This is a genomic window from Parabacteroides sp. KHUB-01 (genome assembly GCF_056640935.1).
This window is the reverse complement of record NZ_CM153256.1, coordinates 1,558,072-1,583,580: the sequence shown is the minus strand read 5'-3', so window position 1 is coordinate 1,583,580 and position 25,509 is coordinate 1,558,072. Positions and strand designations below refer to the sequence as shown.

19 protein-coding genes are annotated in these 25,509 nt (G+C 40.6%); 16 read left to right on the top strand and 3 right to left on the bottom strand.

Features of this window, described 5'->3' with window-relative positions; genetic code table 11:
- Positions 1-180: 180 nt before the first annotated feature.
- The 13 genes from hemW to ACYIAR_RS07080 all read left to right on the top strand — a co-directional run bounded on the left by hemW (position 181) and on the right by ACYIAR_RS07080 (position 19,661).
- Positions 181-1,308, top strand: coding sequence for a radical SAM family heme chaperone HemW (gene hemW / locus ACYIAR_RS07140; RefSeq protein ID WP_480333043.1), 1,128 nt, complete (start codon positions 181-183; stop codon positions 1,306-1,308).
- Positions 1,309-1,451: 143 nt separating this feature from the next.
- Positions 1,452-2,027 (top strand): ATPase, encoded by a 576-nt coding sequence (locus ACYIAR_RS07135; RefSeq protein WP_480333572.1) that lies wholly within the window; start codon positions 1,452-1,454, stop codon positions 2,025-2,027.
- Positions 2,020-2,190, top strand: coding sequence for a hypothetical protein (locus tag ACYIAR_RS07130; protein WP_480333041.1), 171 nt, complete (start codon positions 2,020-2,022; stop codon positions 2,188-2,190). Before ACYIAR_RS07135 ends, ACYIAR_RS07130 begins: the two co-directional genes overlap by 8 nt.
- Positions 2,191-2,340: 150 nt before the next feature.
- A complete protein-coding gene (locus tag ACYIAR_RS07125) occupies positions 2,341-4,398 on the top strand; it encodes a dipeptidyl-peptidase 3 family protein (RefSeq protein WP_480333039.1) in 2,058 nt (685 codons plus the stop codon).
- Positions 4,399-4,489: 91 nt separating this feature from the next.
- Positions 4,490-5,161, top strand: coding sequence for a DNA alkylation repair protein (locus tag ACYIAR_RS07120; RefSeq protein ID WP_480333037.1), 672 nt, complete (start codon positions 4,490-4,492; stop codon positions 5,159-5,161).
- Positions 5,162-5,653: 492 nt separating this feature from the next.
- Positions 5,654-6,928, top strand: coding sequence for an adenylosuccinate synthase (locus ACYIAR_RS07115; RefSeq protein ID WP_480333035.1), 1,275 nt, complete (start codon positions 5,654-5,656; stop codon positions 6,926-6,928).
- Between the two features lie 203 nt (positions 6,929-7,131).
- Positions 7,132-7,815: a zinc metallopeptidase gene (locus ACYIAR_RS07110; protein WP_480333033.1), complete on the top strand. Its 684-nt coding sequence runs from the start codon at positions 7,132-7,134 to the stop codon at positions 7,813-7,815.
- Positions 7,816-7,998: 183 nt separating this feature from the next.
- A complete protein-coding gene (locus ACYIAR_RS07105; protein ID WP_480333031.1) occupies positions 7,999-9,042 on the top strand; it encodes an alcohol dehydrogenase in 1,044 nt (347 codons plus the stop codon).
- A 48-nt stretch (positions 9,043-9,090) separates the two neighbouring features.
- Positions 9,091-10,497: a precorrin-3B C(17)-methyltransferase gene (gene cobJ, locus ACYIAR_RS07100; RefSeq protein ID WP_480333029.1), complete on the top strand. Its 1,407-nt coding sequence runs from the start codon at positions 9,091-9,093 to the stop codon at positions 10,495-10,497.
- Positions 10,498-10,515: 18 nt separating this feature from the next.
- Positions 10,516-11,706 carry a precorrin-6y C5,15-methyltransferase (decarboxylating) subunit CbiE gene (gene cbiE, locus ACYIAR_RS07095; RefSeq protein ID WP_480333027.1) on the top strand — a complete coding sequence of 397 codons (1,191 nt, stop codon included), beginning with the start codon at positions 10,516-10,518 and terminating at the stop codon, positions 11,704-11,706.
- Complete coding sequence (cobM, locus tag ACYIAR_RS07090) at positions 11,703-13,526, top strand: precorrin-4 C(11)-methyltransferase (protein ID WP_480333025.1); 1,824 nt, start codon at positions 11,703-11,705, stop codon at positions 13,524-13,526. Before cbiE ends, cobM begins: the two co-directional genes overlap by 4 nt.
- Entirely contained in the window at positions 13,523-15,352 is a 1,830-nt protein-coding gene (cbiD, locus tag ACYIAR_RS07085) for a cobalt-precorrin-5B (C(1))-methyltransferase CbiD (RefSeq protein WP_480333023.1), read from the top strand. The genes cobM and cbiD overlap by 4 nt, the downstream gene beginning before the upstream one ends.
- Before the next feature lie 1,375 nt (positions 15,353-16,727).
- Entirely contained in the window at positions 16,728-19,661 is a 2,934-nt protein-coding gene (locus ACYIAR_RS07080; RefSeq protein ID WP_480333021.1) for a DUF6383 domain-containing protein, read from the top strand.
- Positions 19,662-20,313: 652 nt separating this feature from the next.
- Here ACYIAR_RS07080 and ACYIAR_RS07075 read toward each other — a convergent pair.
- The 3 genes from ACYIAR_RS07075 to ACYIAR_RS07065 are packed head-to-tail and all read right to left on the bottom strand — an operon-like array spanning position 20,314 to position 23,513.
- Positions 20,314-21,321, bottom strand: coding sequence for an ABC transporter ATP-binding protein (locus ACYIAR_RS07075; RefSeq protein WP_480333019.1), 1,008 nt, complete (start codon positions 21,319-21,321; stop codon positions 20,314-20,316).
- Positions 21,318-22,355 (bottom strand): iron chelate uptake ABC transporter family permease subunit, encoded by a 1,038-nt coding sequence (locus ACYIAR_RS07070; protein WP_480333017.1) that lies wholly within the window; start codon positions 22,353-22,355, stop codon positions 21,318-21,320. Before ACYIAR_RS07070 ends, ACYIAR_RS07075 begins: the two co-directional genes overlap by 4 nt.
- A 6-nt stretch (positions 22,356-22,361) precedes the next feature.
- Positions 22,362-23,513, bottom strand: a complete 1,152-nt coding sequence (locus tag ACYIAR_RS07065; RefSeq protein WP_480333015.1) for an ABC transporter substrate-binding protein — start codon at positions 23,511-23,513, stop codon at positions 22,362-22,364.
- 163 nt (positions 23,514-23,676) lie between these two features.
- Here ACYIAR_RS07065 and ACYIAR_RS07060 point away from each other — a divergent pair, with 163 nt between their 5' ends.
- The 3 genes from ACYIAR_RS07060 to ACYIAR_RS07050 all read left to right on the top strand — a co-directional run bounded on the left by ACYIAR_RS07060 (position 23,677) and on the right by ACYIAR_RS07050 (position 25,495).
- On the top strand, positions 23,677-24,378 hold the full coding sequence (locus ACYIAR_RS07060) for a precorrin-2 C(20)-methyltransferase (RefSeq protein ID WP_480333013.1): 702 nt from the start codon (positions 23,677-23,679) through the stop codon (positions 24,376-24,378).
- Positions 24,379-24,492: 114 nt separating this feature from the next.
- Entirely contained in the window at positions 24,493-24,870 is a 378-nt protein-coding gene (locus ACYIAR_RS07055) for a diacylglycerol kinase family protein (RefSeq protein ID WP_480333011.1), read from the top strand.
- Between the two features lie 67 nt (positions 24,871-24,937).
- Complete coding sequence (locus ACYIAR_RS07050) at positions 24,938-25,495, top strand: phosphatase PAP2 family protein (protein WP_480333009.1); 558 nt, start codon at positions 24,938-24,940, stop codon at positions 25,493-25,495.
- Positions 25,496-25,509 lie beyond the last annotated feature (14 nt).

Here is a 25,509-nt window from a genome sequence, read left to right as displayed (position 1 = left end):
GTTTCATTGCGATGAAAAACCGGAGATATGCCAAAATGATATTTCTCATTATTTTTGATAAGATAGGATGCGGCTCGGAATAGTAAAATCAAAAACAAGTTTATTATTTTGCTCTCCCCCCGCCTTTCTCTATTTTTGTATCCGAAAAATCTTTATTTAGACAGAGAAATTTAATTGATTATGGCAGGATTGTATATTCACGTTCCGTTTTGTGCCAAAAGATGCTTGTATTGTGATTTCTATTCAAATACGGACATGAGCTATAAGCGCCGTTATGTGTCTTCGGTCATAAAGGAAATGCAGCTCCGTGCAGATTATCTGAAAGGAGAGGAGATTGAAACCATATATTTTGGTGGAGGAACACCTTCGCAACTGGATGCGTCAGACTTTTCGGAGATATTTGATTCGATATACCATATATATAATGTAAGTGACAATCCCGAAATAACCCTTGAGGCAAATCCAGATGACGTTACAGATAAATATATGTCGGAATTGAGAACTCTTCCGTTCAATCGAATCAGTATGGGAGTGCAGAGTTTTGATTCGGAAGATTTGGTGTTTCTTAACCGCCGTCACACCAGTGAACAGGCAATCCGTGCCGTTGAGATATGCAAAAATCATGATATATATAATATAAGTATAGATTTGATATACGGACTTCCCGGTCAGACACCAGAGAAATGGGAGAAAAATCTGCAGAAAGCTATTTCGTTAGACATACCGCATATTTCGGCATATCATTTAATATATGAAGAAGGCACAGCTTTGTATAAACTTTGGGAGGCGGGAAAGGTTTCGTCCGTCGATGAGGAAACCAGCGTTGAATTGTTCTCGCAATTGATATCCCGACTCAAGGAAGCCGGATATTTGCATTATGAGATTTCCAATTTTGCCAGAGAAGGATTTTTCTCGCGTCACAACAGTTCATATTGGAAAGGCATAAGCTATTTGGGACTTGGCCCTTCGGCACATTCATTTAATGGCGAAGGAAGGGAATGGAACGTGTCATCACTGCCAAAATGGATTGAGGCTTTGGCTGTCGGAAAACCAGCCGTTGAGAAAGAGGTTGAAGATGCAGACACAAGCTATAACGATTATATCATTACAGGCTTGCGTACGATGTGGGGAATAAATCTCGATGAAATTGAAAAACGATACGGAGATAAACGCCGCAAATATTGCGAAGTGCAGGCAAAAAAATATATTGAGCAGGATTTGATATCCCGGAAAGACGGAAATCTTACCTTAACAGAGAAAGGAGTTTTTATATCCGACGGCATAATGAGCGACCTGTTGTGGGTGTAAATTTAGTACCAATGCACCGGTTTTTATGACGAAATTGAGGTTATCAAGTACTTTTTTTGCACACATATCGCATTTTTGTGTCAAAAATGTGTGGAGATATAAAACTTCTTCATATATTTGTAGCCGGAAAAATAAGCGAAACAGTGCCATACCTATATATAATAGCGGGTTGTAACGGAGCAGGAAAAACAACTGCTTCATTTACTATACTGCCGGAAATGCTTAAATGTAAAGAGTTCGTTAACTCTGACGAGATCGCGAAAGGTCTCTCTCCCTTTAATTCTGACAGCATTGCGGTGGCCGTAGAAGCAAGTCGTATTATGTATAAACGCATCAAGGAACTAATCGCTGCAGGCGAGACCTTTGCGATGGAAACTACGCTGGCAACCCGTTCGGTGGCAAACCTGATACGGGAGGCTCAAAAGGAAGGTTATTACGTCACCTTATTGTATTTCTGGCTTAACACGCCGGAGCTGGCAATAGAACGAGTAAAAATGAGAGTTTCAGCCGGAGGACACAATATACCGGTAGAAACAATCAGAAGACGTTATGCTGCCGGAATTCGCAATTTGTTTGAACTGTACCTTTCTATTAGTGACTATTGGATGATAGCCGATAACTCTATGTCGCCGATGCAGATTATTGCAAAAGGCTTCAAAAGAGATAAAATCGAAATATATAATCCGGTTATCTATAAAAAATTAGAGAATCATGAATGAACAAGAACTTAGAGAATTTGAAGAGAATATAGTAAAGGGTGCTAATATGGCTTTTCAGCGCTTGGTAAGCCAGAAAAAGAAAGAAAACGGCGAATTGGTATTCTCTCGTAACGGACAGATTATTCGTGTGAAAGCAGCAGATTTAGATAATATGACATTCTGAAATATGACTCTATTTTTACTCTTGAACTGAAAAAAGAATTATCTCTATAAGATGATATAATAAGGCCGATCGGAGCTTGTGCAAGTTCCGATTGGTCTTTTTTTTATTTTTCCTATCTTTGCGCATTGGAATAAAAAACACAATAGAAATATGAAAAACGTAATTTTATCTGTTATGACAGCTATTGGAATGACAGCTTGCACCGGTGGACAGCAAACAAAAACGGTTGAGGCTGTAAACAATGACTTTAATTATGTGGTAGATCAATTTGCAGATTTGCAGATTCTCCGCTATCAGGTGCCTGGTTTTGAAGAACTGACACTTCGTCAGAAACAATTATTATATCATTTGTCGGAAGCGGCATTGATGGGTCGTGATATTCTTGCAGACCAGAATTGCCGTTACAATTTGCCTATCCGTCGCACTTTGGAAGCTGTTTATACTTCTTATAAGGGCGATAAGAACAGTGAAGAGTTCAAGGCTTTGGAAACTTATCTTAAAAGAGTTTGGTTTGCAAATGGTATTCATCATCATTATGCAGAAGATAAATTCTTGCCAACTTTCTCAAAAGAGTTTTTTGCTGAATGTGTAAAACAAGTTGAGCCGTCGGCATTGCCTTTGCGCGAAGGAGAAACAGTTGAGCAGCTTATCGAAGAACTTACTCCGGTAATGTTTGATCCTGCTGTTTTGAACAAACGAACAGTTCAGAGTGGAGCAAATGATATTATCAAAGCTTCTGCAAACAATTATTATGAAGGAGATTTGACTCAGACTGAAGTCAACGACTTCTATAATAAAATGAAGATTGGTCAGGATTCAGTAAGACCTATTTCTTATGGTTTGAACAGCCGCCTTGTTAAGGAAAACGGAAAGATTTATGAAAAGGTATGGAAAGTCGGCGGTTTGTACACTGAAGCAATCGAGCATATCGTAGCAGAATTGCAGAAGGCTGTAGCTTTCGCTGAAAACGATGCTCAGAAGGCTATCATCGAAAAGTTGATTGAATATTATCAGACTGGTGATTTGAAGACTTTCGATGCTTATTCAGTTCTTTGGGTTGAAGATACAAAATCAGATGTTGACTTCGTAAATGGTTTCATCGAAACTTATGGCGACCCTCTTGGACGTAAGGCTAGCTGGGAATCAACAGTTAATTTCATAAACAAAAAAGCTACTGAGCGCACAAAGATAATAAGCGAAAACGCACAGTGGTTTGAAGATAATTCACCAATCGACCCACGTTTCCGCAAGGAAAAAGTTAAAGGTGTGAGTGCAAAGGTTATCACTGTTGCAATGCTTGGTGGCGACTGCTATCCTTCAACTCCTATCGGTATTAACTTGCCTAATGCAGACTGGATTCGTCGCGACCATGGTTCTAAGTCTGTGACAATCGAAAATATTACTGAAGCTTATGACAAAGCTTCTCTGAGAAGTGGTATGTCTGCAGAATTCATGTGGAGTGACGCAGAGCGTGAACAGGCTAAGAAATACGGCTTTATGACAGATAACTTGCATACAGACTTACATGAATGTCTGGGTCACGGTTCAGGTAAATTGCTTGATGGTGTTGATCCTGATGCTTTGGGTGCTTACAGCTCAACATTGGAAGAAGCACGTGCAGACTTGTTCGGTTTGTATTATATGGCAGATCAGAAAATGGTAGATTTGGGCTTGCTTCCTGATGCAGATGCATACAAAGCTGCATATTATCAGTATATGATGAATGGTTTGATGACTCAGCTTGTGCGTATCGAACCAGGAAAAGATGTTGAAGAAGCACATATGCGTAACCGCCAGCTTATTGCTAAATGGGCTTACGAAAAAGGTAAAGCCGACAATGTTGTTGAGTTGAAACAGCGTGATGGCAAAACTTATGTAGTCGTAAACGATTATGATAAATTGCGTGGCTTGTTCGCTCAGCTGTTGGCAGAAGTTCAGCGTGTGAAGAGTGAAGGTGATTTTGAAGCCGGAAAACGTCTTGTTGAGGATTATGCAGTGAAAGTGGATCAGGATTTGCATAAGGAAGTTCTTGAAAGATACAAGAAACTTAATCTTGCTCCATACAAAGGATTTGTAAATCCGGTTATGAAAGAAGTTAAGAATGATAACGGTGAAGTTACTGATATAGTTCTTGACTATACAGAAGGCTATGTTGAACAGATGCTTCGTTATAGCCGTGATTATTCATTCTTGCCTAGTTATAATTGATTATATGGGACGAGTGGACAAGGTAACGAGTTGACAAGGATTTTTACCTTGTTCATGAAACCTTGTCACCTCGTATCTAAAACTATTGTAAATGAATACTGAAGTTCAGCAAATACGAAAAAAACTCCGTCTTGCTATGAATGGAGTTATTTCGACAAGCCTGCGTGAGAAAGGAATGAACTATAAGCTTATCTTCGGTACTCCAATACCTGAAATAAAGCTTATTGCCGGCAGTTGCACTCCAAGTGTTTCATTGGCAGAAGATTTATGGAAAGAAGATGTCCGTGAGCTGAAAATATTGGCAACACTTTTATATCCGGCGGGTGATTTTCGGAAAGAAACGGCTTTGCAATGGATTGCGGATATAAAATATATGGAGATAGCGGAACAGCTTTGTTCCAATCTTATTCCAAATTCTCCTTCTGTTGAGGAAATAGTTAGCGCTTGCCTTGAAAGTGATACACCTTCTGAATATACATATGTATGTGCATTCCTTACATTGGCAAATATGTATATAAAGGAAAAAACAGTTTCTCAGGAACTGGAAACCAAGTTCTTTGCTAAAGCCAAAGAAGTTTTGAATTGTGGAATTTCTACATCACAGCGTTCGGCTTCTCTTGCTTTGAAGCGTTATGGCAGGAAAGACCGTAACTCTGCGGCAAAAGTTATGGACCTGGTTTCGGAATATGAGAATTGTGGAAAGGCGGAATTGGAAGAAATATTCAATGACTTGAAGTTTGAGTTCGAATATTTTTTTGAGTGATTGAGAGGTTTCGGAAGTTCAATTTTAGGTGACAAGTTGACAAGGAAACAAGTTGACAAGAGCATTAAATAATTTGGAGGTATTTTGACCTTGTCAACTTGTCTCTGAAGCCTTGTTGACTTGTTAAGTTGAGCAACTTGCGAAACTTAAATTGACTAATAACATTTAAATAGGCAGTTTTTGCTTGATATTCAAGCAGAGATTGCCTATTTTTGTAAAAACCAAATGGTGTAATTATGGCAACTATATTTGTTTTGTCAATGGTTGGAATACCATGTGCTTTGGCTCTTTTATGGTTTCTGACTCCATCCGGAAAGAGATGGTTAAAGTCGAATGGATTGCTTTGATTAGGGCTTGTAAAATCAGCTTTATGCAAATAAAGTTCCATAAGTTTTTGCTTGTTCCTATAAATAAGCTACCTTTGTGTGGTTTAAGCTCTAAATGCGACAACCTCCAAAAATAAGTATATTAACAGTCTATTATATAAAGAACATGAAAGTAGATGTATTGCTAGGATTACAGTGGGGCGACGAAGGCAAGGGTAAAGTTGTCGACGTATTGACTCCGAAATACGATGTTGTTGCTCGTTTCCAAGGCGGCCCAAACGCAGGTCATACATTGGAATTCAACGGTGAAAAATATGTGTTGCGTTCAATTCCTTCAGGTATATTCCAGGGAGGAAAGATAAACGTAATCGGAAACGGTGTCGTATTGGATCCTGTCTTGTTCAAAGAAGAAGCTGAAGCTTTGGCTGCCAGCGGACATGACATCACAAAGCAGCTTTATATTTCTAAGAAAGCTCATTTGATTTTGCCTACTCACCGCATGTTGGACGCAGCTTATGAAGCAGCAAAAGGTGCTGGTAAGATTGGAACAACCGGTAAAGGTATTGGTCCGACTTATACAGATAAAGTTAGCCGTAATGGCGTTCGCGTTGGTGATTTGTTGCGTGACTTCGATTCAATCTATGCAGCAGCAAAAGCAAAACACGAAGCTATTTTGCGTTCTTTGAATTATGAATATGATATTACTGAATTGGAAGCAAAATGGTTTGACTCATTGAACTATTTGAAACAATTCAAGTTGATTGATAGCGAACATGTTGTTAACAACTTGCTAAAGGAAGGCAAGTCTGTGTTGGCTGAAGGAGCTCAGGGAACAATGCTTGATGTTGACTTCGGTTCTTATCCGTTCGTTACTTCTTCAAATACTATTTGTGCAGGTTGCTGTACAGGTTTGGGCGTTTCTCCACGTAATATCGGTGAAGTATATGGTATTTTCAAGGCATACTGCACACGTGTAGGTAGTGGTCCTTTCCCAACAGAATTGTTTGATGAAGTTGGAGAGAAGATTGGTCAGTTGGGTCATGAATTCGGTGCCGTTACAGGCCGTAAACGTCGTTGCGGTTGGATTGACCTTGTAGCTTTGAAATATGCAATTACAATCAATGGTGTAAGCCAGTTGATTATGATGAAGAGTGACGTTCTTGACACATTCGACACTATCAAGGCTTGCGTTGCATACAAGATAAACGGTGAGGAAGTAACAGAATTCCCATATTCAATTGATGAAGGTGTTGAACCTGTTTATGTAGAACTTCCTGGTTGGAAAACTGATATGACAAAAATGCAGAGCGAAGATGAATTCCCAGAAGAATTCAACGCTTACCTGACATTCCTTGAAGAAGAACTTGGTGTTCGTATCAAGATTGTTTCAGTTGGTCCGGACCGCGAACAGACTATCGAAAGATATACAGAAGAAGACTGATTGCTCAGCTTGACAAGAAAACAAGTTGACAAGGCTTTAAATCCGTATCGAACTGGAATTTAGCCGACAAAAGGTCTTGAATTTAACGAAATAGGTAAAAATGGCAGAAAAATGTTTCCTTTATAAGGACTTTTTCTGCCATTTTTTATTTGGCAAACTTTTTGCTATTATATTGATAAACAATAATTAGAAATTTATTTTATATGATTTATTGGATTATATTTATCGGCGTAGCCGTGTTGAGTTGGTTGGTTTCTTCACGTTTGCAGAAGAAATTTGAGTTGTATTCGGAAATACCTTTGCCTTCGGGTATGACAGGTAGAGATGTAGCAGAAAAAATGTTGCATGATAATGGTATTTACGATGTAAAAGTGACATGTACACCGGGACATTTGACAGACCATTACAACCCGATGGACAAAACAGTGAACTTGAGTGAAAGTGTATATTATAGTAACAGTGTTGCAGCTGCTGCCGTTGCTGCCCATGAATGCGGACACGCAGTTCAGCATGCTGTAGCTTATGCTCCGTTGAAGATGCGTTCTGCATTGGTTCCGGTTGTAAGCTTTGCTTCAAATATTGTGCAGTGGGTTTTGCTTGGTGGAATGCTTTTGCTTCATTCTTTCCCTCAGCTTATGCTTTTCGGTATAATCTTGTTTGCATCAACAACATTGTTCAGTTTGATAACATTGCCGGTTGAAATTAATGCCAGCCAGCGAGCTTTGGTTTGGTTGAGCCGTGCAGGTATAACAAATGTTGCAATACATGATAAGGCTGAAGATGCTTTGCGTTCAGCTGCTTACACATATGTTGTCGCTGCTTTGGGTTCTTTGGCTACATTGTTATATTATGTAATGATGTTCCTTGGAGCTAATCGTGATGAATAAAAGTATTTAATAAATAGGGACTATTGGAACTAAAATAGGGTTCGGAATGTTTCATGATATATGAAATGTTCCGAACTTTGTTTTTATATGGACGTGGTGATAAGTTGACAGAATATTTGTTTGTACAAAATATACCTTGTTAACTTGTCTCTGTAGCCTCGTCAACTATAAATATCTTCATCTATGCTAGCATATACATTTATAGAAAAAGGAAAATTCCAGCTTCTGGAGAAGAAGAAGCCGGAAATATTGGATTCGCGTGATGCATTGGTGCGTATAACATTGGGAAGTATATGCACAAGTGATCTTCATATAAAGCATGGCAGTGTTCCGCGTGCTGTTCCCGGTATAACAGTCGGGCACGAAATGGTAGGAGTTGTCGAGCAAGTCGGCAAGGATGTCCGTTCCGTAAAACCAGGTGATAGGGTTGCTGTCAATGTTGAGACATTTTGTGGCGAATGTTTCTTTTGTCGTAACGGTTACGTAAATAACTGTACGGATAAAAACGGAGGTTGGGCTTTAGGGTGCCGTATTGACGGCGGACAAGCAGAATATGTACGTGTTCCTTATGCAGATCAGGGATTGAGCATTATTCCTGATTCGGTAACTGACGAGCAGGCTCTCTTTGTGGGAGACATTTTGGCAACAGGATTTTGGGCCGCACGCATTTCTGATATCAAACAGGAAGATACGGTTCTTATTATAGGAGCTGGTCCGACTGGGATTTGTACTCTCCTCTGTGTTATACTAAAATCTCCACGGAAAATCATCGTGTGTGAAAAGTCGGAAGAAAGAAGAGAATTTGTCAGGAAACATTATCCCGGAGTGATTGTAACCAGTCCGGAAAACTGTAAATCCGATGTGCTTGACAATTCATTGCACGGAGGTGCAGATGTAGTGCTTGAAGTTGCCGGAACAGATGACACATTCCGCATGGCTTGGGAATGTGCCCGTCCAAACGCAACGGTCACAATAGTTGCCCTCTATGACAAACCTCAGATTTTGCCTTTGCCTGAAATGTATGGGAAGAATCTGACATTCAAGACGGGTGGAGTTGACGGTTGCGATTGCCCGGAAATATTAAAGCTTATATCTGAAGGAAAGATTGATACGACTCCGCTGATAACTCACCGTTTCCCTTTGAGTGATATAGAGCGTGCCTATCAGGTTTTCGAGAACAGAGAAGACGGAGTGATAAAGGTGGCAATAGAGGGAAAAATTCTGTGAAAATCTTCGTATCTTTACCAATCCATTCATAAACGTTAAAGACTATCAATGAAACAAGGACGAATTATAGTTGCCGGCATTGGTCCCGGTTCCGCATCAGATATAACTCCTGCAGTGCTTGAGGCTGTTGCCCAAAGCGATATAGTTGTAGGATATAACTATTACTTTCAGTTTATAAAATCATACTTAAGACCGGAAACTCGTTGTATCGATACCGGAATGAAACGTGAGAAACTTCGTGCCCAGCAAGCATTTGAAATGGCAGAAGAAGGTAACACTGTCTGCGTGATAAGCTCAGGTGATTCCGGAATATATGGAATGGCTCCACTTATCTATGAAATGAAGCGTGACCGTGGAAGTGATATAGAAATCGAGGTTCTTCCGGGAATAAGTGCTTTCCAGAAAGCAGCTTCATTGCTTGGCGCGCCAATTGGTCATGATTTCTGTATCGTATCAATGTCTGATTTGATGACACCTTGGGAGCGTATCGAGAAACGTATCAAAGCAGCTGCCGACGGTGATTTCATCACAGCCGTTTATAATCCTAAAAGCGAGGGAAGATATTGGCAACTTTACAGACTGAAGGAGATATTCCTGCAATACAGAGATGCAGCTACTCCTGTCGGTTTCGTGCGTCAGGCAGGACGTGAGGAGCAGAATGTCACAGTCACTACTTTAGGCGAATTCAATCCTGAAGATATTGATATGTTTACCATTGTGATTATCGGTAACTCTCAATCCTATATCTACGACAATCATTTTATAACTCCGCGCGGATATTACCGTAATCAGACAACCGAAGCAGCCGGTATCGGACAGGAAATAATGATTAACAGCTTCCGCACTATCGAAAAGGAACTTAAGAATCCGAATATTCCTTTGGACAAGAAGTGGGCTTTGCTTCATGCCATACATACAACAGCAGATTTCGATATGGAGAATGTCCTGCTTATCGACGATAACGCTGTTCCTTCTTTATATGAAACACTGAGCAGTGGAAAAGTCCGTACAATAGTTACGGATGTTACAATGGCTGCATCCGGTATCCGAAAAGGTGCTCTTCAAAGGATGGGACTGGAAGTGAAATGTTATTTGTCCGACGAACGTGCTGTTGAACTGGCAAAAGAAAAAGGTATAACCCGCACACAGGCAGGAATAAGACTAGCCGTAGCCGAGCATCCTGACGCTCTTTTTGTTTTCGGAAATGCGCCTACTGCATTGATGGAGCTTTGCGACCTGATAAGGAAAGGCAAGGCAAAACCTTGCGGAATAATTGCAGCTCCTGTCGGTTTTGTTCATGTATGCGAATCAAAACACATGGTGAAACCTTTCACTCATATTCCTAAACTCATTGTTGAAGGAAGAAAAGGCGGAAGCAACCTTGCGGCAACATTGACAAATGCTATTTTGTGTTATAATGATGCAGAGCAGTTGCGTCCGGGAAGAGATGTCTGATTTTTAAATCCTATATTAATGTCTGTCCAGTCATTTACAGTAATAGGGATAAGTGATAGCAGGAATCAGTTTTTCCCGCCACAAATAATGTCTGTTATTTCCGGAAGCAAAGTATTTTCCGGAGGAAAAAGGCATTATGAAATAATGAAGCCATTCTTGCCGGAGGATTCGGTATGGATTGATATAGTTGTGCCTTTGGATAAGGTTTTCGATTCATACCGTCAATATACGGATATTGTGGTGTTCGCTTCGGGCGACCCGCTGTTCTTCGGTTTTGCCAATACACTGAAGTCACGTTTGCCACAGGCAAGTATCAAGGTTTTCCCTTCGTTCAATTCCCTGCAAATGCTAGCTCACAGACTTGAGCTTCCATATCAGGATATGCATATGGTGTCGCTTACGGGCAGACCTTGGGATGCCTTTGATGAGGCTTTGATTAATCAGGAAAAAATGATGGGCGTGCTCACCGACAGAAACAACACTCCTTCAGTCATAGCTTCCAGAATGAGAGATTACGGATATGACAATTATATTATGTATGTCGGTGAATCTCTCGGAAATGATGAGGCAGAGCGTGTCCGTTCGTTTACAATTGAAGAGGCTGCGGAAACATCGGACTTCAAATTCCCGAATTGTATAATCCTTCAGCGTACATCACGCAAGGACAGATTTTTCGGAATACCGGAAAGTGAGTTTCATCTCCTTAACGGCAGGACAAAGATGATAACAAAAATGCCGATACGTCTTCTCAGTCTTTCGATGTTGGATTTGCATAACCGTTCTTCTCTTTGGGATATAGGTTTCTGTACCGGTTCCATATCTGTTGAGGCAAAGTTGCAATTCCCGCATTTGAAGGTTACTTCATTTGAAGTGCGTCCGGAAGGAGAGGAGCTGATGAGGCTCAACAGCCGTAAATTCGGAACTCCCGGAATAAATGTCCACATTGGTGATTTTATGCAGGCAGATTTGGATAAGTTTCCCGTTCCCGACGCTGTATTTATCGGCGGTCACAACGGACAGTTGAAGGATATTATGCGTAAAGTAAAATCAGTAATGTCGCCAGGCGGAGTGATTGTCTTCAATTCCGTTTCCGAAGAAAGTTTGCGTCTTTTCCGTGAAGGCGCGTCGGAATTGGGTATGGAAATAGTATCGTCCGTTCATCTTGCCGTTGATTCGTTTAATCCTATTGAAATATTGAAAGTACAATGAATAATATAAAGACAGCGATATTTGTAATATCGGAAAGCAGTATTCCTATGGCGCAACTTATCAGCCGTGAACTTACGGAATCCGTAGTTTTCACCAAAGCTGATGCCGAAGGCTGCGTTCGCCTTGATTCTTTCCGAAAGAAAATAAGTGAATCTTTCCATGCATACGACAATATAGTATTTATCGGTGCAATGGGAATTTGTGTCCGTGAAATTGCTCCATATATAAAGAATAAATACGAAGACCCGGCTGTGGTTTGCATCGACAGTACCGGTAAGTTCGTAATACCTGTACTTTCAGGACACGTTGGCGGTGCAAATCTTCTTGCAACACGCATTGCCGGAATTATCAGCGCTACAGCCGTAGTCACTACTCAAAGTGACAATGAAGGTCTTTGGGCTTTGGATACAATCGGTGCAAAATATAACTGGAAGACCGAGACAAAAGGCGCAAGCATGAATGCTCTTATCTCGTCTTTCGTCAATCGCCGACCGACAGCTTTGCTGCTCGACATCCGTGACCGTGGAACAGATTTCCTTGAAGGTTCTTTGCCTTCGCATATCAAAGTATATTACAATTTCGGTGATATCAATCCTGAAGAATATGAACTTCTGATAGCGGTTACTCCATTCATTTATGAGACAAGTTTGCCTGTATTATATTACCGTCCTCAGGTTTTACATCTTGGTGTAGGTTGCCGCAAGCAATGCAATCCGGAAGGAATAGCTGAATATATCGGAAAAGAATTAGCTTCAAAAGGAATAGCATCTTCCTCAATAGCCTCAGTTTCCACTATAGAACTGAAAAAAGAAGAACCGCTTCTTCAGTCGCTTGCCTCTTATTTCAACATATCTTCTCCGGAAATATATTCTGCAGAAGAATTGAAAGATATAGCAGTTCCAAATCCATCGGAAAAAGCTTTTGAAGTTACCGGTGTATATGGTGTTGCTGAAAGCACAGCAATCAAAAGTAGCGATATGGGAAGCCTTGTTGTTGAAAAACAGAAAGGTGTGCTTAACGATAATTCAAACTTCACTTTTGCCGTGGCAATCAGCAAATCAGCTGTACGCAAAGGCCATATCGAGATTGTTGGTGCCGGACCGGGCGACCCAGAGCTTGTTTCTGTCCGTGGAAAACATTTCCTTCAGCAGGCAGATTTGATTCTCTATGCCGGAAGTCTTGTTCCTGTGGAACTTACTTATTATGCAAAGCCTGGTGCAACTGTCCGCAGCTCGGCAAGTATGAATCTTGAGGAACAATTTGAACTTATGAAAGAGTTCTACGACCGTGGTCTTCTCGTAGTCCGTCTTCATACAGGCGACCCTTGTATCTATGGTGCCATCCAGGAACAAATGGCATATTTCGACCAGTATAATATGAGTTATCATATCACTCCGGGAATCTCTTCTTTCCAGGCTGCTGCCGCAGCTTTGCGCTCTCAGTTCACAATTCCTGAGAAAGTCCAGACAATAATTCTGACTCGTGGCGAGGGCAGAACTCCGATGCCGGAAAAAGAGCAGCTTCATAAATTGGCTAAATCCCAGAGTACAATGTGTATCTATTTGAGTGCCGGAATAGTGGAAAAAGTTCAGGAAGAACTTCTTCAGGCTTATCCGCCAGAAACTCCTGTCGCAGCATGTTATAAGTTGACATGGAAAGACGAGCGTATATATCGCGGAGTGCTTAAAGACCTTGCCAAGATAGTGAAGGAAAACAAACTCACTCTGACAACCCTGCTTGTTGTGGGTGATGCAATTGACAACCGACACGGCTTGTCGCGCCTTTATGCCGACGAGTTCAAACATTTGTTCAGAAAATGATACTTGTTTTTGGAGGAACAACAGAAGGAAGAGCTTGCGTGAAAACTCTCGACGAGGCAGGCTCTCCCTTTTTCTATTCCACACGCGGAGCGGAGCAGGTGGTGGAGAGCCGTAATGGTACACGCCTTACCGGAGCTATGAACGCAACAACTATGGTTTCGTTCTGCCGTGAGAATGGAATCCATCTTATCGTTGATGCTGCACATCCTTTTGCAGCAGAGCTTCATCGTACCATTTCTGAGGTTTCCGAAGAATGCGACTTGCCTGTTGTTCGCTATGAAAGAATATTCCCGTCCCTTCATCATTCCGATATTGTTTGTACGGACTATGATGATGCTGTGGTAAAGATGAAACACCATGGTGTCAGGCGATTGCTTGCTCTTACGGGAGTTAAAACCATATCCCGCCTAAAAGATTTCTGGAAAGAGCATGAATGTTTTTTCCGTATATTGGACAGAGAAGAATCATATCAGCTGGCTGAATCTGCAGGTTTTCCTAAATCCGCTTTGATTACTTATGATGCAAGCGAACCTGTTGGAGATTTGATTTCACGATTCTCACCGGATGCCGTAATAACAAAGGAAAGCGGTGAGAGCGGCGGATTTGCCGAAAAAGAAGAAGCTTGCCGCAAAGCCGGAATCCCACTGTTTGTTGTTTCCCGTCCAAGATTATCACCGTCATTTATTGTTGTGACAGGAAATCATGGATTGAGAAAGGCTGTGGAAAGCATTGTTCCTTCATTCTATCCTTTACGCAGCGGATTCACAACCGGATCGTGCGCCACTGTTGCTGCAAAGGCGGCACTGATGGCTTTGCTTGGGAAAGAAGTTCCGGCACTTGTGCCGTTTACTTTACCCGATGGCGAAGTTTTGCGTATGCCCGTTGCCCGAGTAGAACCTTGCTCCGGAGGTTGCATAGCAACAGTGATAAAAGATGCAGGCGACGACCCCGATGTGACTCACCGCCATCCAATTTGCGTGAAGGTTTCTTTTTCTGCTTCCCGTGACAGTGGCATCAATTTTATCAGAGGCGAAGGCATTGGCTTGGTAACTCTTCCCGGACTTGGTATTCCTGTTGGCGAGCCTGCCATCAATATCACTCCACGTCGAATGATAGAACGCGAACTTTCTGCAATCTATCCAGGAGCCCTCGATGTTGTAATTTCTGTTCCCGACGGAGAGGAACTTGCAAAACGCACTTTCAATCCTAAGTTGGGTATTACGGGCGGAATATCTATCATTGGAACATCCGGAATTGTCCGTCCTTTCTCATCCGAAGCATTTGTAGATGCAATCCGCCGCGAAATGGAAGTGGCTGTTGCCTTGGAAGTAAATCATGTGGTGATAAATTCCGGAGCGAAAAGCGAAAAATATATCCGCCAGCTTTATCCCGATTTCAAGCCCCAGGCTTTCATTCATTTCGGAAACTTTATCGGTGATACTCTCAGTATTGCTGCCGACCTTGGTATTGCAAACGTAACCCTTGGTATAATGATGGGAAAGGCGGTGAAACTTGCCGCTGGACATCTGGATACTCACAGCCACAAGGTGGTGATGGACCGTGATTTCATCAAATCCCTAGCCTTGCATGCCGGTTGTTCTCCGCAATCACTCAATATTTTGGATAATATAACTCTTGCCCGTGAGATTGCCGAACTTTTCCCGCCGGAAGATTTGCAGCTTTTCCTGCAAGCTCTCTTACAATCTTGCCATAAGCATTGTGCCAAAGTCTATCCGAAAGGTGATTTGAGGATTTATGTTATATTGGAGGATGGGGAATTGGTGGGTTCAAAAAAACACTGTAATGTTTCCGGAAAAACACTGTGATGTTTCCTGGGAAACACTGCAGTGTTTTTTACAATAAGTCCCTATTATTTCGGGGCAAAATCCGCAGAAAAAGTCCGCCGAATCCGCCGAATCCGCCGAATCCGCCAATTTTTAGGTGAAGTGTTGGAAGTTTTGTTTTGTGTAGTTGAATAAAGTGTTGAATAATAAGCGGATATATGTATTTTGTCGGTGTTTGTAGACCTCTTTTCTGATATTCTCTCCAATCTCCTTCCGGTCGCTCTCGTTTTTACCATATATTGATGGGGATATTGCTGTTGAATTTTACAATAAGGGGTGTAAAAGCAGAAAAAATCAAACGCAGAGGTACGGAGTCACAGAGGTAATAATTGAGAATAACAAAAATAAAAATCTCTGTGTTTCTGTGACTCTGTGTTTAAATTACTTTTGCAATGCCCCCCCCCTTATTGTATAAAATAAAGTAATAATATCTCCTTCAAAAAGCCTTCAATATGCTCCAAAAATGAGTTTTTTAGTACCGTCCAAATGGGCATTGCAAATACTTGGCGAAAATACAGGTGAAATCTATATAATAATATGTGTATCAGAAATATAAAGCTGTTTATGTAAGTAAAGTCCGCCGGAATGGGAGGATATGGCGGATTCGGCGGATTCGGCGGATTTACAAAATCGGTTTTCTTTACTTTTCGGTCTGAAATCTAATACACCCTTATTGTATATTTTCAACACAGAGGCGCAGAGACACAGAGAATTATATAATAGAAAAAACTCTGTTTTCTCCGTATCTTCCATATTTCCTCTTTTCTCTCTGTTTAAATATTCCTCTGTGTCTTTGCTTCTCCGTGTTTAAATGTTTTATCCCCCAAAACCCTATATTTCGTCCCATAAACCCACTATGTTGAAAAAAAATACCAACTTTCTCTTGCAGATTAATAATTACTACTTAACTTTGCAGCAATTCCATTAGGCAGATAGCGTTCTGCACTTGAGGAAGGACATATTTATGTAAGCATTTTATGGTGATTATTCCAAATTGAAAATCTGGAAAATTTTTAGTTGCACGGAATGATAGACAACATGAAATGCTTGCGCTGACGGATTATATGACATTGTTGTATCTATTCGTGTATATTTCATACACTAAAGTCACACCTTTTTATTCAAGAGTGAGATGTGTATCTATATACATATATATAGGATACTTTATATAACCGAATAAGCGCAGGCTGTTGTTTTATTATTTGTGCAACGGGCATTCCAGAGCCTTCAATTAAATAATAAATACAACGTCTGCGCTTTTTTTATGTTCATACTTAATCAAAGATTTTAAGATGTTGAGCCGGAAATGCTTCTTCTTACGGAACTATTTTTATTAACATTTTAAAATTAAATTATTATGAACAAGAAATTTACTTTTATGGTGGCTGCACTGTTGGCTGCTGGTTTCTCGGCTAATGCGGCTGTAACAGGTGATGGAATAACAAAAGAAGACAACGGAAAGTCTTATCATGTTGTGTTAGCAGCATCTACTACAGTAACTGATGATGATGTGGTTTTAGGCTCTTCTGTAAATAAAAATTCAGGAGTAATATCTTATGATATTAATAAAAAAATTAGTGGTTCTGAGTTGCCAGATTTTGATTCAGGTAAAGAGAATCAATATATATGGAAAGTTGTGGTTGAAACTGTTAATGATGAGACTAATGTAACATTGGTGAATGCTGAAACAGGTCTTCCTTTGGCTGTTAATCTTGATAACAATGGTGCATTGGTAGTGAATACTCAGGAATACTCAAATGGTTCTGAATTGGATAGTAAATGGGTGCTTGACGATAATACTTTGAATTATGATGGAGAGAATAGCCATTATTTAAGTGTTAATACTGGTCTGGAATTAACTGCTTCAGGAAAAAAAGTTTTGTTAGTTGAGGTCGAAAATGCTCCGGTTTCTGATATCACAGAACTTAAGAACATCGGTACAGGAGTTAAGATGGACTTGGAAGGAGCTATTGATGGAGAAGATCTTTTCAAAGAAGTTTCTTTTGTTACAGTTTCTGCTGGTGACTTGATTAATTCTTCTTTTAATACTGAAAGTGGTGCATTCTTAATTCAAGTGGGTAAGGCGGCTTATTCTAATTATGATTTGAAAGAAAATGAAGATCATAAAAAAGCTTTCAAAGCTGCTGAGTTCATTGTATTGACACCGAAAGCTGCTGAAGGTGTTACACCAAGCGGTTCTGTAGGTTATACTTACACTAAGGTTAAAGGTGAAAAATTGGAATTTGCTAGTAATGGTAGTGCTCAAACTGAAGGAAAGCAGGCAGCTCAGAATGCAATATTTACTGCAGAAAAGAATGCTAACCATGAAGGTAAATATGCATTCAAGAGTGCAGGTATCTGGACAGTGGATGCGAGCGGTAATTATGAAGATACTAATGCAACTAATAAACCTTCATATATCGGCTATGCAGATGCCGGAGTAGGTGGAGCAGAGGATGCTTTGGCATCAGCAGAAAATCCTTCTTGGATAACAGTAACAGGTGGTTCTGCAGTAGAAGTTAAGAACTTGGTTAAAGGTCAGTGGGTAGTTAATATCTTGGCTTCTGAAGATAAGAACTCAACAGTGATGAAGAGAGTTCTTTATGCAACACAGGCAACTTCTAAAGGTGCAACAATTTCAGGTAGTACAGATGAAACAAATGCACATAAGGATGCCGTTTATGCTCAGTGGGTTGTAAGTGCTAATAAAGATGCAAATACAGTAACATTTATCAACCGTGAGTCTGGCTTCAAGATTGAAAATGTAACATTGTTTACAACTCCAAAAGAAGGTGTTTATTCTCTTTCTACAGCTGCGACAGGTATTACAGCTTCAGAATCTGGAAAAGCTTTAACAGAATGCTATGTAGAACTTCGCACAGTTGAAAACACATCTCAGTGGGATGGTTTCTTGAAGGTTTCTGATGAAGATATCAACAGCACAGAATACTCTTTGAGTGTTGAAAATACAAAAGATATGTTCGCTGAAACAGAATTGGCTGTTGTGCCAAATGAAGATAAAGAAGGCTTGATTGTTGGCGAAGATGACAACGTAGATAAAGCATTCAAATTTAAACTTTCACCTGCATCTATTAAGGTAGATGATGCTACTAAGAAAGATACAGTGATGGTAAATGTTATTTCTTATGGTTATTATAAGGATGGTGTTTACACTCCTGCTAAAGATACATTGAAGGCTATCAGCTATAACTTCGTTGACTTGCAGAATGTAGGTGATAAGAATAAAGTTTATAAAGCAAGTTCCGGAAATGATTTAGCTATTAAGAAAGATGGAGATGAAACTGCTGTTAATGTAATCTTCCGTAAGGTCGGTGAACAGTATCAGATTGCTTTGAAAGGTGATTATACAGCAACTCATAATATGCTTAAACTAGATTCTAAAGAGTTCAAGTTTACGGGGACTATTAAAGCAAATACTAGTACAGAAAATAATAACCAGTTGTTCTCTTTGAACGCAATCAAATTCGAAGCTCCAGCATACGATGTTCCAGAATCTCATATCGCATTGCAGATTAACGGCGCATACCTTGGTTCTAAAGCTGATGGCAACGCTATCATGACTAATGATACTTCATTATTGAAATCAACAGTTGCTGATGCTTCATTCTCATTCTATGCATTCAGCGCTGATAAGGAAGAAGCTAAGACTCCTTCTTACTACTTGTCTTCAAATGGTAAGATGATGTATAGCCCAGCTAACGAAATCGCTGCTATCAACAAGGAAATCTCTGAACTTAGCCCAGTATTTGATGCTGAAGAAATTGCAGAATTGGAAGCTAAGAGAGATGCTTACATGAAGAATGGCGAAGTGATGGTTAAATTCCAGAAAGCTAAATATGAAGCAGCTGATAAAGTAGCTTTGGCTGACACAACTTATACTAAGGCTGAAGACTTGAAACCATTCAAGTTCAATGTTTATGATATTGATGGTCAGGCTGTATTGAAGAACGGTAGCTCTAACTTCGTTAAAGTATTGAACGATGTAGTTGTATTTACAAACGATGAAGATCAGGCTGCTAAATTCGATGTAGTTGCTGCTGAAGCTCCAACATCAAACGAAGGTCTAGCAACATCTGAAGTTAAAGTTGTAGCTAACAACGGTTCAGTAGTAGTTAAGAACGCTGCTGGTAAGAACGTAGTAGTATCTACAATCTTAGGTCAGGTAGTAGCTAACGAAGTATTGACATCAGACAATGCAACAATCAATGTTCCTGCAGGTATCGTGGTAGTTGCTGTTGAAGGTGAAAGCTTCAAAATCAACGTTCGTTGATTTTAATTGAAAATTGAAAATTAAAAATTGAAAATTAGAAGTTCGGTGAGTAAATTTTCAAGTTCAATAAGCAATAAAACGTAGAAAAAGAAAATTGAGGATTGGGTTGGATGATGATTTCAATTTTCAATTCTCAATTTTCAATTTATAAAGTAACTCGTGAGAGCGAAACCTTTAATTTTTAGTTATTAATAATAATAGTGTAATAAAAAGTTCTAAGCCCACAAAAAGTAACTCCGTGAGGAATGAAAGGGCATGTGAATAAAAATTAAATGTCTAAGGAAGGCTGTTTCTCTTCGGGGAGGCAGCCTTCTGTTTTGTGTCTGTTCCATCGGATTTGCAATCCGATGTTAAATTAATCAAGGATTTGTAATCCTTACCTTATAATGCGGATTGCAAATCCGCCTAATCAGACCAACGGATTGCAAATCCGTTGGAACAGAAAATTAAATAACGAGAGTTCGACGAATCCTGAACTATCTATCAAGGCTTTCAGCCTTAATATTATGTCCTTTTTCCTGGAATAATTATTTCCCAAATCTGTTAGCATTTTTAATTCATCGAACTCACGTTAAATAACACAGGGAGAAGTGTAAATTATATTGATTATAAATATAATAAATAAAACTCCGTGTCCCTGTGCCTCTGTGTTTTATCCCCTTAAAACCACTTCCAAAAGCTCCTCAATGCTCCTAACCTTTAGTTCCTCCCCACTTTCCGGATGCCACACAAAACAATCCGATTCCATATTGCCACATTCGATGAATGCTTTGGAATCGATGTGTCGATCAGCTTTGATTCCGTTTCTTTGCAGAGCTTTTCTAACCATTGAATATTTGCAGCCATAGCCTACGAGGCGCAGCTCCCGGTTGAAATCATTGTCGATACGGAAAAGTCCGCTTTCCATATCAAATGAAATTCCTTTGCGGGAGAAGAAAGAACTTAATTTACCGCTGAGGGAAAGGTCTTCGGGTGTTCCTATGGCAATGCCACGTTCTTTATCCATCAGCCAAATTTTGTCGGCAATCTGAAGAGCTAGTTCCAGGTCGTGAGTGGAAAGGAAAATAGTTTTGTTCAGAGTGCGGGAGAGGTGATGCAGGAGTTGCATCATTTCCACCTTGCTAGGGAAATCAAGGAAAGCAGTAGGCTCGTCGAGGAAAATCACCGGAGTTTGCTGTGCAAGGGCTTTCGCAATCATCACCTTTTGGCGTTCGCCATCGCTTAGAGTATGCACCATGCGGTTGCGCAGACTTTCGATTCCAACCTGAGTGATAGCTTCGTCAACAATTTCACGGTCTTTTTTATCCAAAGTTCCCCAAAAGCCGGTGTACGGACTTCTGCCCAAACCGATAAGTTCTATGACTGACATATTGCGGATATTGCATCGTTCGGTGAGAACTACACCGATGATGCGTGCCAACTGCTTGTCCGAATAAAGGGAAAGACTTTTCCCAAGAATTTCCACATCTCCGGATATTGCAGGAAGAAAGGCTGAGAGAGTGCGTAGCAAAGTTGATTTGCCGGCTCCGTTGGAACCCAAAAGGCAAGTCAGTTCGCCACTGTAGATAGAAGCGTTTATTTTGTCGGCTACTATTTTTGTGCTGTTCTTAGTTGAATAGCCGGTAGTGAGATTTCTTAGTTTTATGGCAGCCTGTTTCATTCCTGTATAGATTCTTTACGCTTGTTGAACAATACTGACATAACAACCGGTGCTCCGATAAGTGCAGTTACGGAGTTGACCGGCAATGCTCCTTCGAATCCCGGCATACGGGCAATAAGATTGCATACCAGCGCAAGTGATGCCCCGACAAGAAGTGATGCAGGCATAAGAATACGATGGTCTGATGTCTGGAATATTCCTCTGCACAAATGTGGAACTGCAAGTCCGAGGAAGGAGATAGGTCCACAATAAGCAGTGACTATAGCCGTGAGAATACCGGCACTACCGATTACCATAAGTCTTGCCCGCTTGATATTAAGACCGAGATTTCGTGCATACGACTCTCCGAGCAATAGCAGATTCATTGTTTTAATTAATAAGAATGACAATGGAAGAAGTATTGCCATAAGGCAGATGAAAAGATTCATCTGGTCTCCGGAAACACGGGCAAAGCTGCCCAAACCCCAGATTACGTAAGCTCTGATATCTTCTTCCACACTGAAATATTTCAGAACTCCGATTACAGCGTTTGCTACGTATCCAATCATCACACCGATAATAAGAAGGGTTACATTTCCGTGTACCTTTTGCGACACGAAAACTATCAGCGCCATTACGGACAGCGAACCAATGATTGCCGCTATCGTGAGCGCCACTTCTCCAATAACACCTATGCTGCTGAGGGCAACACCTCCGATACTACCTGAAAGCAGAACAACAAAGGCAACTCCCATACTAGCACCGGAACTGATACCAAGAACCGACGGTCCGGCAAGAGGATTATGGAAAACAGTCTGCATCTGTAATCCGCTGACTGACAATCCGGCTCCGGCAACCAATGCAGTAAGAGCTTGCGGAACTCTGGATTTCCAAACAATATTCTCCCAAATTACCGGAGAATCTCCGCTGCCCCAAAGAATATTCCAAATCGAACGGAATGGAATGGAAACTGAACCCAAAAGCAGATTCAGGCAGAAAAAGAAAAATATTGATGCTGTGATAAGAAGCATGTAAATGACGACTTTCCTGCTCATAACCGTTTATTTGAGAAGTGTATAATACTTAGGCTGATGCTCCGGAAGCAAGTCCGGGTGGAAAATCTTTATAAGGTCGGCAAGCACGATTTCCGGTTCTGTCGGCATACTTTCATAGAACGGGATAAGTCTCATATTACAATATATAATCTTCCTGTTGTTGAAAGCGTCGAAATCAGAATATCTAGGGTCTTCGTCTTTGAGAACATCATAAGAGAAGTCGCCGTGGAAACTGTTTACGATTCTCCAGTAGTCGGCATGAGCAGCCTGGCTGTAAACTGTTTCGAAATCGAGAGTAACACCGCCGGAACGTGGGTCATCTTTCAGAAAATAATCGGCACCGGCATCTTCAAATAGCTGGGCAAGGAAACTTTGTCCGCCAACAGCATACCAGTTTCCGCCTCTAATCTCACCGCTGAATACGACAGGACGTTTGTCAACACTGCGTGAAAGAGCCATCAGTTCATTATATCGCTTTTCTATAGCTTCGAAACTTTTGTTTGCTTTTTCCTCTATTCCGGTGAGCATACCGACAAATTTTATCCATTCTGCCTGACCCAGAGGAGTCATCTCCTTATATCCAAGATGAGGAATCAGAGGAATGCCGACTTCCTTCAGAGCGTCATATCCTCCACGTTTGAAAGGAGAGATAAGGATAACATCCGGATTGGCAGCTATAATAATTTCATTGTCGAAATTCCCTTCAATTCCTATTTTTGCAGTTTTTCCCGTTTTCAGTCTTTCCTGCATTTCTTCGTTGAAAAGATGTCTGGTGCTGGTGATTCCTGCCACAAAATCCAAAGCACCCAATTTTATGAAGTTGGAAAGCTGGAGAGAAGTCATGCAAATAGTCTTTTTGATAGGGACTTCAATCACTGTATATTCACTTGGAATATTATTAGTGCCGGCACCTTTGTTCACAAGAGCATAGTGATATGTCCCGCCTTGCTTTCCTTGCGGGTCCTGGATATCAACAAGTCTGACTCCATTACTTGGATACGACACTTTGAATCCTTTTGCGTAAGAAGGAGAAATTCTGACAGATGATGTATCTGATATAACTGTATTATGCTGTCCGCTAGTGGAGTTTGTTTTTTCCTGGCAACCAATTAGACCTAAAAATGCAAACAGCATGGATGCAAACCATAGATTCTTCATTGATGTGTTTTTTATTGATGGCAAAGATAGGAAAAAAAACTTGTTTTTGATTTTGCTTTCCCGAAGCGTGTTCTCTCTTATTAAAAGATAATCGGTTTTATCTTGTTTCATTTAGTTATTTTACTGATTTTTGCACTATGAAAATATAAAAGAACCAACAATTATGAGCAAAACAGTTTCGTTTGTTTCCCTCGGTCCCGGATATGTGGACTATATTACAATGAAGGCACTTAGAAGACTTTCTGATGCAGATATTATATTTTGTCCGGCTACTAAAAACAAGGATGGCAATGTGATTTCACGTACTAATGATTTGATATGCGACCTTGGTTTGAAGAAATGTATCCGTCTGTTTATCGTTCCGATGGAAAGAGACCGTACTAAAGCTTTAGAAATATATAGAGCCATAGCCGATGAAATAAACGAATTTTCATTGCAGGAAAAACGTATTGTTGTGGCTGTTGAGGGTGATGCCGGCATTTATGCATCAACTCATTATATTATGGATTTCCTTAAGGAGATGAATATTCCCGTATCTCAGATAAGTGGTGTTCCTTCCTTTATTGCTGCCGGAGCATGTGCGCAGTTGCAAATGGTGGAACAGGATGAACGTCTGGTTGTTGTTCCGGGAAATGTTACAGCAGAAGAGTTGGACAGTTATTTTGCAACAAACCATACTGTTGTGATTATGAAACTGTCGAAATGCCAGGATGTAGTGAAAGAATATATAGTAAATCATCCGGAGCTGAATTATCATTATATTGAAAACGCATCATTGCCGGAAAGAGAATATTATACAACTGATAAGGAAGAACTGATAAGCAAGGTTTTCCCTTATTTCTCGCTGATGATTATAAAACACTAGGATAGTTGACAAGGCTTCAGGGACGAGTTGACAAGATAGAAACACTAACTCTTGTTACCTTGTCAACTTGTTTCTGTTGCCTTGTCAACTTTAATCTTTCAACTCTCTTTGTTTATGGACAATAAAGGTTTCACCTTGAAAAAGCGGTTGAAAAGCTTTACCTATGCTTTCAATGGCATATATATGCTTATCCGGAATGAACATAATGCATGGATACATTGTTTTGCAGCTGTATGTGTTATCGTTTTGGGCTTTTTGCTGGATATAGAAAGTTACGAGTGGATAGCTGTTTCGGTTGCCATAGGAATGGTTTTGGCTGCTGAGGCTGTCAATTCCTCAATCGAGGCGTTGTGCGATCTTGTGTCGCCCGGCTATAATGAGGCAATAAAGAAAGCTAAAGATCTTGCCGCAGGAGCGGTTCTTATTCTGGCTATTGCTGCTGCAACAGTAGGATTGATTATTTTTATTCCTAAAATACTTGCGCTTATTTAGCATAGAATATAATCCTTGTCAACTCGTATCTGTAGTCTTGTCAACTTCAATTATAAATACATTATCAATGAGGCAAATTTTATTATCATTAATGCTTATTATCTGTGGCTTTTCGGTGACGGCACAAGAAATACAGGTTACCGGAGCCAGGAAGGCTGTGCGCACATCGGGAGATGTGTTGGTGTTTGTTACTCCGGTTGCCAGTCTTGCCACTGTTCTTGCCCTTCAGGATTGGGAAGGATTAAAGCAAGGAGCTTTGGCTGGTGTGACAACGGTTGGTGTTACTTATGCTCTGAAATTAATAGTTGATAAGCAGCGTCCGGACAGGAGTGATTTCCAGTCTTTCCCTTCAATGCACACTTCTGTTTCTTTTGCCGGAGCAGCATTCATACAGCGACGTTACGGATGGAAATGGGGAGTTCCGGCATATTTGCTTTCCACTTATGTCGGCTGGAGCCGCGTTTACGGAAAGAAACACGACTGGTGGGATGTGGCTGCGGGAGCCGTGATTGGCGTTGGCAGTTCATATATATTTACAAGACCTTTTGCAAAAAAGCATAATCTTACTATCAGTCCGGTTGCCGGAAACGGACACTGTGGCATTTATGCTTCTATGAACTTCTAATATACTTCCTAATT

Coding starts and splice junctions, on each gene's coding strand:
- hemW (WP_480333043.1), top strand. CDS start 181: ATGGCAGGATTGTATATTCACGTTCCGTTTTGTGCCAAAAGATGCTTG.
- ACYIAR_RS07130 (WP_480333041.1), top strand. CDS start 2,020: ATGAATGAACAAGAACTTAGAGAATTTGAAGAGAATATAGTAAAGGGT.
- ACYIAR_RS07125 (WP_480333039.1), top strand. CDS start 2,341: ATGAAAAACGTAATTTTATCTGTTATGACAGCTATTGGAATGACAGCT.
- ACYIAR_RS07120 (WP_480333037.1), top strand. CDS start 4,490: ATGAATACTGAAGTTCAGCAAATACGAAAAAAACTCCGTCTTGCTATG.
- ACYIAR_RS07115 (WP_480333035.1), top strand. CDS start 5,654: ATGAAAGTAGATGTATTGCTAGGATTACAGTGGGGCGACGAAGGCAAG.
- ACYIAR_RS07110 (WP_480333033.1), top strand. CDS start 7,132: ATGATTTATTGGATTATATTTATCGGCGTAGCCGTGTTGAGTTGGTTG.
- ACYIAR_RS07105 (WP_480333031.1), top strand. CDS start 7,999: ATGCTAGCATATACATTTATAGAAAAAGGAAAATTCCAGCTTCTGGAG.
- cobJ (WP_480333029.1), top strand. CDS start 9,091: ATGAAACAAGGACGAATTATAGTTGCCGGCATTGGTCCCGGTTCCGCA.
- cbiE (WP_480333027.1), top strand. CDS start 10,516: ATGTCTGTCCAGTCATTTACAGTAATAGGGATAAGTGATAGCAGGAAT.
- cobM (WP_480333025.1), top strand. CDS start 11,703: ATGAATAATATAAAGACAGCGATATTTGTAATATCGGAAAGCAGTATT.
- cbiD (WP_480333023.1), top strand. CDS start 13,523: ATGATACTTGTTTTTGGAGGAACAACAGAAGGAAGAGCTTGCGTGAAA.
- ACYIAR_RS07080 (WP_480333021.1), top strand. CDS start 16,728: ATGAACAAGAAATTTACTTTTATGGTGGCTGCACTGTTGGCTGCTGGT.
- ACYIAR_RS07075 (WP_480333019.1), bottom strand. CDS start 21,321: ATGAAACAGGCTGCCATAAAACTAAGAAATCTCACTACCGGCTATTCA.
- ACYIAR_RS07070 (WP_480333017.1), bottom strand. CDS start 22,355: ATGAGCAGGAAAGTCGTCATTTACATGCTTCTTATCACAGCATCAATA.
- ACYIAR_RS07065 (WP_480333015.1), bottom strand. CDS start 23,513: ATGAAGAATCTATGGTTTGCATCCATGCTGTTTGCATTTTTAGGTCTA.
- ACYIAR_RS07060 (WP_480333013.1), top strand. CDS start 23,677: ATGAGCAAAACAGTTTCGTTTGTTTCCCTCGGTCCCGGATATGTGGAC.
- ACYIAR_RS07055 (WP_480333011.1), top strand. CDS start 24,493: ATGGACAATAAAGGTTTCACCTTGAAAAAGCGGTTGAAAAGCTTTACC.
- ACYIAR_RS07050 (WP_480333009.1), top strand. CDS start 24,938: ATGAGGCAAATTTTATTATCATTAATGCTTATTATCTGTGGCTTTTCG.